This is a genomic window from Telluria sp. GW821-FHT07G12 (assembly GCF_059418525.1).
Genome location: NZ_JBWKQA010000005.1, coordinates 1 through 13,905, shown reverse-complemented (window position 1 = coordinate 13,905; position 13,905 = coordinate 1). Strand labels below are relative to the sequence as shown.

At 68.3% G+C, this 13,905-nt stretch carries 10 protein-coding genes; 3 read left to right on the top strand and 7 right to left on the bottom strand.

The features are described from left to right. Window positions 1–2 precede the first annotated feature (2 nt). Genes AC07PE_RS18645 through AC07PE_RS18635 form a run of 3 tightly spaced genes read right to left on the bottom strand, consistent with a single transcriptional unit; the run spans window position 3 to window position 4,328 of the window. Entirely contained in the window at window positions 3–2,693 is a 2,691-nt protein-coding gene (locus AC07PE_RS18645; protein ID WP_498767172.1) for a bifunctional diguanylate cyclase/phosphodiesterase, read from the bottom strand. Further along, window positions 2,690–3,124 (bottom strand): phosphate ABC transporter substrate-binding protein, encoded by a 435-nt coding sequence (locus AC07PE_RS18640; protein WP_498767170.1) that lies wholly within the window; start codon window positions 3,122–3,124, stop codon window positions 2,690–2,692. The genes AC07PE_RS18645 and AC07PE_RS18640 overlap by 4 nt, the downstream gene beginning before the upstream one ends. Window position 3,125: 1 nt before the next feature. Further along, a complete protein-coding gene (locus AC07PE_RS18635) occupies window positions 3,126–4,328 on the bottom strand; it encodes a porin (RefSeq protein WP_498767168.1) in 1,203 nt (400 codons plus the stop codon). A 248-nt stretch (window positions 4,329–4,576) separates the two neighbouring features. Here AC07PE_RS18635 and AC07PE_RS18630 point away from each other — a divergent pair, with 248 nt between their 5' ends. From AC07PE_RS18630 to AC07PE_RS18620, 3 genes are all read left to right on the top strand, one after another. Continuing rightward, a complete protein-coding gene (locus AC07PE_RS18630; RefSeq protein WP_498767166.1) occupies window positions 4,577–4,975 on the top strand; it encodes a DUF2946 domain-containing protein in 399 nt (132 codons plus the stop codon). A gap of 166 nt (window positions 4,976–5,141) precedes the next feature. Continuing rightward, window positions 5,142–7,427, top strand: a complete 2,286-nt coding sequence (locus tag AC07PE_RS18625; RefSeq protein ID WP_498767164.1) for a TonB-dependent receptor — start codon at window positions 5,142–5,144, stop codon at window positions 7,425–7,427. After that, window positions 7,415–8,743 carry a PepSY-associated TM helix domain-containing protein gene (locus AC07PE_RS18620; protein ID WP_498767162.1) on the top strand — a complete coding sequence of 443 codons (1,329 nt, stop codon included), beginning with the start codon at window positions 7,415–7,417 and terminating at the stop codon, window positions 8,741–8,743. The genes AC07PE_RS18625 and AC07PE_RS18620 overlap by 13 nt, the downstream gene beginning before the upstream one ends. A gap of 4 nt (window positions 8,744–8,747) precedes the next feature. Here the strand turns inward: AC07PE_RS18620 and AC07PE_RS18615 are convergent, their stop codons facing one another. The 4 genes from AC07PE_RS18615 to AC07PE_RS18600 all read right to left on the bottom strand — a co-directional run bounded on the left by AC07PE_RS18615 (window position 8,748) and on the right by AC07PE_RS18600 (window position 13,774). Then, on the bottom strand, window positions 8,748–11,435 hold the full coding sequence (locus tag AC07PE_RS18615) for a PAS domain-containing protein (protein ID WP_498767160.1): 2,688 nt from the start codon (window positions 11,433–11,435) through the stop codon (window positions 8,748–8,750). A 186-nt stretch (window positions 11,436–11,621) separates the two neighbouring features. Next, window positions 11,622–12,140, bottom strand: coding sequence for a M48 metallopeptidase family protein (locus AC07PE_RS18610; RefSeq protein ID WP_498767158.1), 519 nt, complete (start codon window positions 12,138–12,140; stop codon window positions 11,622–11,624). Window positions 12,141–12,270: 130 nt separating this feature from the next. After that, window positions 12,271–12,603, bottom strand: coding sequence for a KGG domain-containing protein (locus tag AC07PE_RS18605; RefSeq protein ID WP_498767156.1), 333 nt, complete (start codon window positions 12,601–12,603; stop codon window positions 12,271–12,273). A gap of 142 nt (window positions 12,604–12,745) precedes the next feature. Next, on the bottom strand, window positions 12,746–13,774 hold the full coding sequence (locus AC07PE_RS18600) for an NADP-dependent oxidoreductase (protein ID WP_498767154.1): 1,029 nt from the start codon (window positions 13,772–13,774) through the stop codon (window positions 12,746–12,748). Between the last annotated feature and the right edge of the window lie 131 nt (window positions 13,775–13,905).

The following is a 13,905-nucleotide window of genomic DNA, read 5'->3' as shown; positions in this document are numbered from 1 at the left end:
GCTCAGGCCGCCGTCCGGGTCTGGGCCTGCAGCATCTCGCTGATGCGTTCGGCCGCCACCGGCGGCGAGAACAGGTAGCCCTGCATCTCATCGCACTCGTTGGCCGCCAGGAACTCGCGCTGCTCCTCGGTCTCCACGCCTTCCGCGATCACGCGCAGCTGCAGGCGGTGGCCGAGCGAGATCACGGCCAGCGCGATCGCCTGGTCATCGGGGCTGGTCGCCAGGTCGCGCACGAAGGATTTGTCGATCTTGAGGGTGCTGATCGGGAAGGACTTCAGCGCCGACAGGCTCGAATAGCCGGTGCCGAAGTCGTCGATCGACAGCGAGACGCCCATGTCCTTCAGCGCGCGCATGCGTTCGATCGCCTGGTTCTGGTCGCGCATCAGCAGGCTTTCGGTCACCTCCAGCTCCAGCGCATCCGGCGCCAGGCCGGTGTCGCGCAGGGCCACGGCGATGCGCTCGACCAGGTGCTTTTCTTCGAACTGGCGCGCCGAGACGTTGACCGACACCGTCAGCGGATCGAGGCCTGCGTCGACCCAGAGCCGGGCCTGGCGGCAGGCGGTGCGCAGCACCCATTCGCCGATCGCCACGATCAGGCCGGATTCCTCGGCCAGGCCGATGAAGCGCGGCGGCGGCACCATGCCGTGCTCCGGGTGGCGCCAGCGGATCAGGGCCTCGACGCCGAAGACGCGGCCGGTGCGCAAGTCGACCTTGGGCTGGTACATCAGGAAGAAATGACCCGCGGGGCCGGGGACGAGCGCGCCCGACTGCGTGGCATCCAAGGCCTTGCGCATCCCTTCCAGCAGCATCAGCTTTTCCTCCACGCTCGCGTTCATTTCACGAGTATAGAACTGGAAGTTATTACTGCCCAAATCCTTTGCGCGGTACATCGCCGCGTCCGCGTTCATCATCAGGGTTTTCGGGTCTTCGCCGTCGCGCGGGTACACCACCACGCCCATGCTGCAGCTGACCTGCACCGCCTGGTCGCCGATCGCCACCGGCTCGGTCACGGCCTGGCGGATCTTTTCCAGCACCGGCGTGAGCGCCAGCGCCTGGTCGGACACGTCCGGCAGCAGGATCACGAATTCGTCGCCGCCCAGGCGGCCCAGAGTGTCGTTGCTGCGCAGGCAGGCCTGCATGCGGCGGCCGACTACCTTCAGCAGCTCGTCGCCGGCATTGTGGCCGAGGCCATCGTTGACCAGCTTGAAGCCGTCCAGATCGACGAAGGCCAGCGCCAGATGCTTGCCGTTGCGCTGGGCGTTCAGCACCGCCTGGTCGAGGCGGTCGCGGATCAGGCTGCGGTTCGGCAGGCCGGTCAGCTCGTCGTGGTGGGCCAGGTGGCGGATCCGCTCCTCGGCCAGCTTGCGCTCGGTGATGTCGCGCACGGTAGCGACCGCGCCGCCTTCGACCGGCACGATCTGGCGCTGCAGCCAGCGGCCGACGGCCGGCGAATTCGCGGCCTGCCATTCGGTTTCGACCGCCTCGCCGCTGGCAACCACGGACAGCAGTTCCTGGTACATGCCGTTCACGCGGTAATAGGGCAGCAGCTCGCCCAGCAGGCGGCCGCGCAGCTGGTCCTTGGGGACACCGGTGACCTGCTCGGCGCGCGAATTGGTGTCCTCGACCAGGAAATCGGTGACCTTACCGTCGGCGTCGACCACGCTGCGCAGCACGAAGAAGGCGTCCAGACTGGCTTCCGAGGCGGCCGCATAGGTTTCCTGCGCGCGCCGCTCGCGCCGGCGCGCCTTGGACAGCTGCCATGACCAGGCGCTGACCATGCCGACCACGGCGATCAACAGGAAGCTGCCGGCGACGGCCGCGACGATGTAGTTGCCACGGCGCTGCTCGTACTGCGCCATCTGCTCGCTCTCGGCCAGGCCGATCACGGCGGCCAAGGGGAAGCCGTGCAGGTGGCGCACGCTGGCATAGCGCACCACGCCGTCGGGCGCGGTGGGGGAGGGTGCAATCGCATCGTCATGCATGCGGTCCAGTGCGATCCGCTGGCCCCAGCTGACTTTGTCGCCGATGCGCAGGGCGCGCGCCAGGCCGTCGTTGCCGATCAGGCCGATCAGCCCCAGCTCGCCCTCGCGCGAGCGCTCGTAGGCGCTGGTGAAATAGGCCGGGTCGGCTTCGACGATGGCGACGCCGGCGAAGCGGCCGGCGGCGTCATTGATGCGGCGCGTGAAATGCAGGTGGTGCTCCGGCTTGATGCTGTCGGCGACGGTCTGGCTGACGTAGGGCAGGCCGCTGTCGGCGTCGAGGTGCGCCCTGAAATAGGCCTCGCCGCCCACCTCCTGCGGGCGCGGCGCCGGGTTGCCGGCGACGATCCTGCCGTCGCGGTCGGCGATGCTGACCGCGAACACCAGCCCGGGCGGCAGCAGGGCCTGGCGGCGCAGCTGGTCGAGCGCGGCCTCGGGGCCGTGCTGTTCGACCGCGTACTTGAGCACTTTCAGGGTCTGGTCGATGGCGGTCAGGCTGCGCACCATCTGCGCTTCGTAGGTGTCGACCTGCTCGCGCGCGGCGTCGCGCGCGGAGGCGACGGCGGCATCGTGTTCGGCGGCGATGAAGTGGAAAGTGGCGATCCAGATCGCGATCAGCGGCAGCAGCGCGAACAGCGGCAGCGCGATATGGGTTTCGAGCGCGCGGCCCAGGCGGCGGGACATGCGCGGCGGCTTGGCGGCCTGGCTCATCATCGCACCATCAGCACCGGGCGCACGCTGGCGTCGAGCGCGGCGCGTTCGATGTAGCCGATCAGCTCCGGATTATCGGCCACCCGGCGGCGCACGGCGGCGCTGTCGCGGGCCTCGGCGGGCGGCTGGCCGCGGCCGGTGAACACCATCTTCGACCAGTGGGCTTTCAACAGGGCCGGGGTCTTGCTGGCCACGCGCAGGTAAAAGTCGTCGCGCAGTGGCGAGCCGAGCGGCAGGTCGAGCGGCACCGCCTCGAGGCCGTCCGGAAAGCGCGCGGTCTGGCCCAGGAAGATCGCAGCCACCTGGTCGGGTCGCAGTGCGTTCAGCTGGCTCTTCGCGGACACGATCACCACCAGGTCGGCGGCGCCGGCGCCGGCGGCGGCAAGGGAAAGGAGGGCGCCCGCGAGCAGGCGCCTGATGCGGCCGGTCCTCATCCTAGTACACGAAATCGAGGGCGACGCTGGCCACGTGGGCCGTCCGGCCGGAACGGAAGGCGGGCGTCAGGTTGATCAGCGTGCCGCGCGAGCCATGGTAGGGCGTGACGCGGTCGTACTGCAGCTTGAGGGCGGCGTTGCTGGCCAGGTCCCAGCGCAGGCCGACGGCCTGGCTGTTCTGCTGGGGGATGGTGGCCAGCAGCAGGTTCAGGCCGGCGTTCAGCTGCGCCAGCTGGCTTGCCAGCGCAGGCGGCAGGCCGCCGGTCGGCAAGCCTGCATCGGCGGTCGCACTGGTGGCACGGACCGCGGACACGCTGAGATAAGGCGTCAAGGCGCCCAGGCGCATGCCGGCGCTGGCGTAGGCGCTCTTGGTCGATCCCAGCAGGGACTCGGTATGGGTGCGGCTTGCCTCGGCCATCAGGAACCAGGTACCCGGATCGTAATTCATGCCGATGCTGGCGATGCTGGCGATCTTGTGGTCGATCCGGTAGCGATGCGCGATGGCTGCGCCGGCCGGGCCGGCGATCTCGTAGGCGTCGAACAGCGCGTCGCCGATGTCCGTCGTGACCTCGGCGCGGATCAGGTTGGCGCGTACGCTGAGCGCACCCCAGTCGCTGGTGTTGGAGATGCCGACGATGCCGCGCGCCGAGGCGCGCAGTGGGTCGATCAGCTTGACGTCGTCGCGGCCGTAGAACAGCTGCGAGGCATTGCGCAGCGGCCCCGCGCTCCAGCGCAGGGTGGCGTCGACGCCGTCGCTGCTGGTAAAGGCCAGCGCGCTGTAGCCCTCGACCGGCGGGCGCGCCCACGGGTAGATGTAGCCGACCTTGCGGTAATCCGCGGTGAGAAACATGGGAAGGGCGATGCGGCCGAAGCGCAGGGCCAGGTCGGGCGTCGCCTGGTATTTCACATTGGCCCATTCGACGTGCGGGCGGTAGCTGTTGTCCAGTCCCTGCTCGCTGACCACCTGCAGCACCGCCGACCAGCGGCGGTCGAGGCGCAGGTCGAGCTGGACGCCGAGGCGGCTGTCGACGTTCGCGCTCCAGCTGCGCGTGGCGCCGGCGCCGTCGGCCTTCAGCGCACTGGCCGTATAGTCGGCGTTGCGTTCGCTGGAGTGCACGGCGCCGATCGTGCCGAAGCCGGACAGTTTCCAGCCCGGCGCGGTGGCGCCATCGTCCTGTGCGCTCGCGCCGCTTGCGAGCAGCATGCCGAACGCGAGCAGGGGGAGGGACAGAAAACGGCCAGGAAGGTGTTGCGGCATCACTTGCTTTCTCGACTTCGGAGGCTCGGGCAGGAATAGGACTGAAACGCGGGCGCAACTAGCGCGAGATTGACTTTATACGGAGGGAAACTGAAAGTCGATAGCGAACTTCTAATGCTGTCGAATGAAAGGCAATATTCGTTGTGCAGGGGCAACGTAACGCGCCTGACTAGCCCGTGGCCTATAATGCAAGCATGCACACCCTGACACGGCATAGCCTCGTTCGCGCACGGATTGCCTGGATCGCCTGCCTGGCCATCCTGTTCAATGCGTTCGCGCCGCTGGTGTCGCATGCCATGGAGGCGCCCGCATCCGCCGCCATGACGATCGAGGTCTGCACCGCGCTGGGCATGACCACCATGCCCGTGGCGCTCGCGCCGGATGACGCAGATGCATCCAGCGCCGGCAAGCTGCACAAGGCCATGAACCACTGCGGCTATTGCGTGTCCCATGCGGCCAGCCACGGCCTGCCGCCGCCCGCCATGTCCTTCGCGGCGCCCGCCGGCCGCGACATCTATCCGCCGCTCTACTACCACGCCCCGCGCCCGCTGTTCCCCTGGTCGCTGGCGCAATCGCGCGCCCCGCCTGCCTGATTTCCTGCGGCATCGCGCCGCCCCGCAAGCACCGCAGCGTCATGCCACCGGCCGCGTCCCTTCGCGCGGCGCCAGGCCTTGACGCGTGCCGACAGCCCCTTCGGGCGACTGAACCATGAGCCCGTTTGACCATCGAACCGGTTCCATGGCCACCACAGGAACAAGAATGAAACATGCAAGCAGATCGCCGGCGCCGCTATTGATAGTGACGGCGCTGGCCGCCGCCACGTCCACCGCCTATGCCCAGGAAACGCCGCGCGAGGCGCGCGAGATGGGCACCGTGATCGTCAGCGGCAACCGTCCCACCTCGCTGCCGACCCAGATCCCGACTACCATCGAAACCGTCAGCGGCGAGGAGATCGCCCGCGGCATCAACGCCAGCGACGCCGAGGACGCGCTCAAATATTTACCCAGCCTGCTGGTGCGCAAGCGCTACATCGGCGACTACAACCACGCGGTGCTGTCCACACGCGCCTCCGGCACCGGCAACAGCGCGCGCTCGGCGGTGTACGCCGACGGCATCCTGCTGTCCAACTACCTCGGCAACGGCGCCAGCTTCGCGCCGCGCTGGGGCATGGTCAGCCCGGAAGAAATCGAGCGCGTCGACGTACTGTACGGCCCCTTTTCGGCGGCCTATGGCGGCAACTCGGTCGGCGCGGTGGTCGACTATGTCACGCGCATGCCTTCGCGCTTCGAGGCGCATGCGAAGTTCGCAGCCTCGTACCAGCCCTTCAAGCTGTACGGCACCGACGATACGTACCACGGCCGCCAGGGCAGCTTCTCGCTCGGCAACCGCGCCGGCGCCTGGTCCTGGTACCTGGACCTCAGCCGCCTGGAAAGCGAGGGCCAGCCGCTGACTTTCCCGACCCGCTATCCGGCCACCGCCGCCTCGAGCACCGGTACGCCGGTGACGGGCGCCGTGCCCGGCCAGGACCGCACGGGGCGCGACTGGCTGATCCTCGGCGCGGCCACGCAGTACCACACGAGGCAGGAGCACCTGAAGGCCAAGCTGGCCTATGATTTCTCGCCGGCCCTGCGCGCGACTTACGTGTTCGGGCTGTGGGACAACGATGCCCAGGGCCGCCCGCGGAGCTATCTGCGCGATGCCGCCGGCCAGCCGGTGTATGGCGGCGCGGTGAACATCGCCGGCCGCGCCTACACGCTGGCGTCGACCGACTTCAACCAGTCCAACGAGAGTCTGCGCCACCTGATGCACGGCCTGACCCTCAAAACCAGCACGCACGCGAGCTTCGACTGGGAGCTGGCCGCCAGCCTGTACGACTACGATCGCGACCTGCTGCGCGCGCCGACCGTTGCACTGCCCGCGGCCGCCGGCGGCGGGGCCGGGCGCATCGTCGACCAGGGCGGGACCGGCTGGCACACGCTTGCCGCCAAGGGCGTGTGGCGCCGGGACGGCGCGCATGTCGCGGAATTCGGCTGGCAGCGCGAGGCCTACAAGCTGCGCAGCATCGAGAACGCCACCGCGGACTGGCTGGCCGGTGGCCCCGGCGCCCGCAACCAGGCCTTCAGCGGCCGCACCATGGTCGATGCGCTGTATGCCCAGGACACCTGGAAGTTCGCGCCGCGCTGGAAGACGGTACTGGGCCTGCGCGCGGAGCGCTGGGAAGCCCGCGACGGCAAGACCTCGAACGCCAGCACCAGCGTCGCCCACGGCAGCCGCAGCGAGCATTACTGGTCGCCGAAGGCCGCGCTGGCGTTCCAGCTGACCGACGAATGGCTGCTGAAAGCCTCACTGGGACGAGCGGTGCGCATGCCGACGGTGTCCGAGCTGTACCAGGGCGGCATCAACGCGGCCGGCACCCTGATCAACAATGACCCGAAGCTGAAACCGGAAAAATCCTGGACCGGCGAGTTGACGGCGGAGTGCAGGCTGGAGACGGGCCAGCTGCGCCTGACGGCCTTCGGCGAGCGCACCCGCGACGCCCTCTACTCGCAGACCAACGTGCTGGTGACGCCCAACGTCACCAATGTCCAGAACGTCGACCGCATCGGCACCAAAGGCCTGGAGGCCGCCTACGGCGCCAGCGACGTGGCGCTGCGCGGCCTGGACCTGAACGCCAGCCTGACCTGGACCGATTCGAAGATCGACCGCAACGACAAGTTCCCGGCCAGCGTCGGCAAGTGGCAGCCGCGCATTCCGGCATGGCGAGCGGCGACCCAGGCGACCTGGCGCGCCAGCGACCGGCTGGCGGCCACGCTGGCGGGGCGCTACAGCGGCCGCCAGTATTCGACCCTGGACAACTCGGACCCGAACGGCTTCGCCTACCAGGGCGCCAGCAAGTACTTCACCGCCGACCTGCGCGTGGTCTGGCGCCTCGACCGGCACTGGACGGCGGCAGTCGGCATCGACAACCTGAACAACTACCAGTACTGGAATTTCCACCCTTATCCCCTGCGCACCTGGGTGGCGGAGCTGAAATGGGATCTCTGACGGCACAGCGCCGCAGCCTGTTCTGGCGCATCCACTTCTGGGCGGCGCTGATCGCCTCGCCGTTCGCCCTCGTGGCTACGCTGACGGGCCTGCTCTACATCTTCACGCCGCAAATCGAAGCCGCCCTGTACGCGCAGTTCGAGCGCGTCGCGCCGCAAGGGAAGCAGCTGCCGCTCGACGCCGCCGTCGAGGCCGCGCGCAGGGCGGCGCCGGCCGGCTTCGAGGTGCAGGCGGTGGTGCCGCCGGTGCGCGCCGAAGATGCGGTCCGTGTCGGCTTCGGCCCGCCCAGGCCCGGGGCCGGCGCGCATGCGGGCCATGGCGAGCCGGCGGCGCTGCCGGCGCCAGCCAGTGCGCGGCCGGGGCAGGGCGGCGAGCGCATCACCGTCTTCGTCGACCCCTACCGCGCCCGGGTGCTCGGCAGCCAGCGCGACCAGGAGCGCTTCAGCGAATGGGCGCGGCGCCTGCATTCGCGCCTGCTGCAGGGCGAGTCGCTGCGCTGGATGATCGAACTGGCGGCCAGCTGGATGCTGGTAATGCTGCTGACCGGCGTGGTCCTGTGGTGGCCCCAGCCCGGCCAGCCCGCGCTGCCGCGTGCCGGTGCGCGTGGCAGGACGGGGTGGAAGCAATGGCATGCCTTCATCGGCGTGGCGCTGGGCCTGCTGAGCCTGGCCATGGTCCTGACCGGGATCACCTGGAGCCGCTACGCTGGCGAGAACGTGCGCGCGCTGCGCGACTGGTCCGGCCAGGCGTCGCCGCAGGTGCCGGCGCGCCTGCATTCGATGCCCCAGGGCGAGCCGCTGAATTACCAGCAGGCCTGGGAGCGCACCCGCACACTGGTGCCGGACACCGCGCCGCAGTTGACGCCCCCGCGCGGCCCGCACGGCGTGTGGCGCGCCAGCTCGGCCGACAGGCGCCATCCGGCCAGCCGCTTCGACCTGGTGCTGAATGCCTACGACGGCCGGGTGCTGTACTACGCGGGCTGGGAGCGTCAGACGGCCTTCGGCAAGGCCACCGCGGTCGGCATTCCCTTCCACCGCGGCGAGCTGGGGCTATGGAACCAGCTGCTGCTGTTCGTGTTCGCAGCCAGTGTGCTGTTCTCGCTGGTGTCGGGTTGGGTGATGTTCTTCAAGCGCCGCCGCGCCGGTGCGCTCGGGCTGCCGAAGCTGCTGCCCGGCGCCTGGCGCGCAACGCCGCCGGCGGCCGTGGTGCTCGGCATCGGCCTGTGCGCGCTGATGCCGCTGCTGGCCTGGAGCGCGGCGGCGGTGCTGGCCTTCGAGGCGGCGCTGGCCGTCAGGCGGCAGCGCGGCGCCGCCTGAACCCTCAGCCGTGCGCCAGCGCCATGCTGCGGCCAAGGCGCAGCATGCTCCAGGTATTGCGGCCCGCTTCCTTGGCCCGGTACAGGGCGCGGTCGGCGGTGTCGAGCAGGCGCTCGGGCGGCGGGTCGGGCAGTTCGGTCAGCGCCGCGCCGATCGATGTGCTGAGCTGCAGCACCACCGCATCGAGTTCGAAGGACGGAAGCATCGCGGCCTGGATCTTGCGCACCACCGCCTCGACGTCGGCCTCGCCGGCCACGTCGTTCAGGAGCACCGTGAATTCGTCGCCGGCCAGGCGCGAGACCAGGTCCGAGCTACGAACCGCGCCGCGCAGGCGGTGCGCGAACTCGATCAGCACGGCGTCGCCGACGGCGTGCCCGTAGCGGTCGTTGATCTGCTTGAAATGGTCGACGTCGAGGTAGAGCAGGGCGGTGCCACGCTCCGGACGGGAGGCGCGCTTGACCGCGTTTTGCAAGGCGTTCTCGAAGTGGCGGCGGTTCGGCAAACCGGTCAGGGTGTCGGTGTGCGCCAGCGCGTGAAGGCTGCGCTCGTGCAGGCGCGAGGCGGTGGTGTCGAGGGTCAGCACGTACACGCCCACCACCTGGCCGTCGCGCATCTGCGGCAGGAAGGTCGTGTGGGCGATGCGGGTGTGCTTCTTGCGCACGATCTCGTGTTCGCACTGCGAGGCCTGGCCGCTCCAGGCCTGGGCCAGGGCCTTGGCCTGGGGCGCGACGTAGTCGGCGCCGAAGGCTTCTTCCATGGTCTTGCCGAGGATCGCGCTTGACGCCTTGCCCAGCCAGGACTGGTGCACGGCATTCGCGAACACGTAGCGGCGCGCGCTGTCGAGGTGGGCGATCAGCACCGGCACGTTGTCGGTGATGGTGCGCAGCCTTTCCTCGCTGTCGGCCAGGCGCAGCTCGCCCAGCTTGCGCTCGGTAACGTCGAAGGCCATGGCGAAAAAGCCGTCCGGCCGCCCGTCGGCTGTGTGCTGCGGGACGAAACTGCACTGGTAATGCATCGCGCGTGCCGAATCGCCCGCCACATATTCGAAAGACACGTGCTCGCCGGCCGCTGCACGTTCCAGATAGGGCAGCAGGCGCGCATGATCGGCAGGTGAATAGGCTGCGGAGACGTCCTTGCCAAGCAGCTCGTCGGCGCTCTTGCCGTAGGCCTTCAGTGCGTGGCCGTTCAGGAAAGTGAAGCGGCCGCCTGCATCGACCTTGCCGATCATTGCCGGCAGGTTTTCGGTAATGGCATGCAGACGGCGCTCGTTCGCTTCGATTTCCTGGCGCGCGGCGCTGAGCGTCGTGATGTCCTTGAGCGCCACCACCGCGCCCAGCGGACGGCCGGAGCTGCTCCGCAGCGGGCGGCCGCTGGCCAGCAGGGTGTGCGGGACGTCGCCTTTCGGGGCGATCACCATCGCCTGGTTGCGTACCGTCTCGCCCTTCAGCGCGCGCACCAGCGGCACCTCGTCCAACGTCAGCGGGGTACGGCCGTCGACATGGTAGAGCGAGTAATGCGCCGACCATTCGGCGGACGCGATGCGGTCGAGGTCCCGCCCCGAGGCCGTTCGCGCCGCGCGGTTGAACAGCGACAGGTTGCCGGCCGCGTCGCAGGCCACCACGCCGACGTCGATCGTCTCGAGCACGGCGTCGAGCAGTTCCTGCTTTTCTTCCAGCTGCTGGCGGGTGCGGATGCGCTCCGAAATGTCGTTCATGAACGCGCCGAAGCAGCGCATGCCCTTCCATTCATAGCTGCTGATGGTCATTTCGACCGTGATCTGGCGACCGCTCGCGGTCAGTGCCGGCAATTCCAGCCTGCTGTTCAAGACCGGGCCGTGGCCGGTTTCAATACAACGCCGCATGCCTGCTTCGTGCGCCGCGCGCAGTGCGGGCGGCACGATCAATTCGGACAGCTTGCGCCCCAGCGCATGCGTGCGCGACCAGCCAAAGATGCGCTCGGCCGAGGCATTCCATTCGATGACGCGGCCGTCGGCGTCGGCGCCGACGAAACCGCTGTAGGAGGAGGCGACGATGCTGCGGTTCCAGTCCTCGCTGTGCTGCAGCGAGACCTCGATTTCCTTGCGCCGCAGGATCTCCTGCGACAGTTCGCCGACCTTGCGCTCGAGTTCCGCCGTGCGCGCGGCGACCCGCTGTTCCAGTTCCTTGTTCAGGGCCTTCAGGGCCTGCTCGGCCATCAGGCGCGCAGTCGCGAGCTTGATGTGCTCCAGCTCGATCTCGACCAGGCCGGCGAGGTCGCGCAGGGCCTGGCGCTGCTCGTCGTCGAAGGTCCGCGGCACGCGGTCGATGACGCACAGGGTGCCGACCGGCTGGCCGTCGCAGAACAGCGGCTGGCCGGCATAGAAGCGCACGTAGGGCGCACCTAGCACCAGCGGATTGGCGGCAAAGCGCGGGTCCAGGGCGGCATCCTCGATCACCATCATCTCGGCCTGCGCCACGACGTGGCTGCAGAAGGCGATCGAACGCGGCGTCTCCGTGACGTCAAGGCCGCAGCGCGACTTGAACCATTGGCGGTCGCCGTCGACCAGCGACACCAGCGCGATCGGCACGCCGAAGGTGAGCGCGGCCAGCCGCGTGAAGCGGTCGAAGCGTTGTTCCGCGGGCGTGTCGAGGACGTCCAGCGAGTCGAGTGCCTTGAGGCGGTCTTGTTCGGATGATGTGGTGGGATGGTGCATGGCCACTCCAGTAATCCAGGCGGAAAACGGCGGGGTAAGGGCCGGTTGGAGGCTCGATGCCGGGGACGGGGGCAATCGATGAGTCCATCCTACCATGCGTGCTGCATGGAAACTATTTCCTTGTGGATACTTTGTGATATTTGTTGCGCGGGCGCCTTGATAGTTCGTTATGTGCGTCGTGGGAGCTTAGTCCCAGAGCCGCTCGCCGCCCAGTTCAAGCTGAGTCAGGTAGAGCCGCAAGTCGAACTCGAACTGGTGGTAGTCCGGCTCCATCCAGCAGCACAGCTTGTAGAAGGCCTTGTCGTGCTGCTTTTCCTTCAGGTGGGCCAGCTCGTGCACGACGATCATGCGCAGGAATTCCGGCGGGGCGTCGCGGAACACGCTGCCGATGCGGATTTCGTGCTTGGCCTTCAGCTTGCCGCCCTGTACGCGCGAGATGGCGGTGTGCAGGCCCAGGGCTTGCTGGACGATGCCGATCTTGCTGTCGTAGGCGACCTTGGCGACCGGTTCGGCGTTGCGCAGGTATTCGTCCTTCAGGTCCTGCACATAGCCGTACAGCGCCTTGTCGGTGCGGACCGCGTGGGCGTGCGGATAGCGGCTGCGCAGGTGGCCGGCCAGCTTGCCGTCGGCGATCAGGCCGCGGACCTGGTCGAGCAGGTGGGCCGGATAGGCGCCGAGGTATTTGAGGAAGGGGGCATCGGACATGGGATGCGCACTCTAGCATAGAGTGCGCTCCCGGTGAGGAAGCCGGCGCAGAACAACCGGTAACGGGACGGCACCCGTGGATGCCATCCCTGGTCAGACAAGGAGCCTGGCGTTGCCGCTTTCCCTATCCTTATTCCGGCTTGCCGCCCTGGCGGTTGCCCCCCTTGGCGGCGGCCGCGGCGCGGTTGGCCGATTGCCGGCTTTCCCCGCCTTTGCGGCCAATGTCGGCCATGTGGGCGCGGTTACGGCTGACCACTTCCCCGCCTTTCTGGCCTGCGCGGCGCGCTTCCTCCGAATCGAATTCGTGCGCCGTTCCCTTCTGGTGAGCGGCTTGGCCGCCCTTGCTGGCGATTTGACGCTGCTGGTTCTGGTCCATTGCAGCGAAACCGCGCTTGGCAGGCTGGCTTTTCTGCTCGTTGCCGCCCGAGCTCGCGCCCTTGCCGCCGTCCTTGCTTGTGGCCATATCGATCTCCTTGTGCCTGTCGGTGAACAATCAAACCCGAGAGCGTTACGGATGCGCTCGTGCGGTTAGAGAGGCACTAGATGCGATAGTTCCGGCTGACGTGAAACTCGATTGCGCTGGCCGCGCTCAGTGGCAAACCCGGTCAGGCGTCGGCGATCTTCAATACCAGTTTGCCGAAGTTCTTCCCTTCGAATAGCATCAGCAGGGCGGCCGGGAAGTTCTCGAGACCCTCGACCACGTGCTCGCGGTGCTTGAAGCTGCCCTCGCGCAGCCACTGCGCCAGTTTGGCCACGCCTTCCGGATAGCGATGGGCGAAGTCGAACACCACCATCCCTTCCATGCGCGCGCGGTTCACCAGCAGCGACAGGTAATTGGCCGGCCCCTTCACCGGTGTCGTGTTGTTGTACTGCGAGATCGCGCCGCAGATCACGATGCGCGCCTTCATGTTGATGCGGGTGAGGGCGGCGTCCAGGATCTCGCCACCGACGTTGTCGAAGTAGACGTCGACGCCGTCCGGGCAGTGCTGCTTCAGCCCCGGGCCGATCGGGCCTTCCTTGTAGTCGATGCAGGCGTCGAAGCCGAGTTCCTCGACCACGAAGCGGCATTTGTCGGCGCCGCCGGCGATGCCGACCGCGCGGCAGCCCAGGTGCTTCGCGACCTGTCCGACTGTCGCCCCGACCGCACCCGCGGCGGCCGACACCAGCACCGTCTCGCCGGCCTTCGGCTGGCCGATTTCCGTGAGGCCGAAATAGGCCGTCATGCCCGGCATGCCCAGCACGTTCAGCCAGGCGGGTAGCGGGGCGATCGTGGGATCGATCTTCACCAGCGGGTTGGCCTTGTCGTCGGCCGCGCCGGTCCAGTAGCGCTGCACGCCGAAGCCGCCGCTGACGTGCTCGCCGACGGCAAAGCGCGGCGAGCGCGATTCCGCCACCACGCCCACCGCGCCGGCGCGCATCACCTCGCCGATCGCCACCGGGCGGATATACGACTTCCCTTCGTTCATCCAGCCGCGCATGGCCGGATCGAGCGACAGGTAGAGGACTTTCACGCGCACCTGGCCGTCTTCCAGCGGGGCCAGGGGCTCGTCGACGAGCTGCCAGTTGGCGTCGGTCGGCAGGCCGACGGGGCGGGAGGCGAGGCGAATCTGCTGGTTGGTCTCGGTGGTGGACATGGCATCCCTTTCATGAAAGTGAACGATCGTTCAACTATAGCGCAGGAGAGGAACCCTGTTGCGTACATGCCCGAATTACAACTCATGCGACAATGTCCTGACGTCCCCATCCATCACCCCAGCAGAGCGCC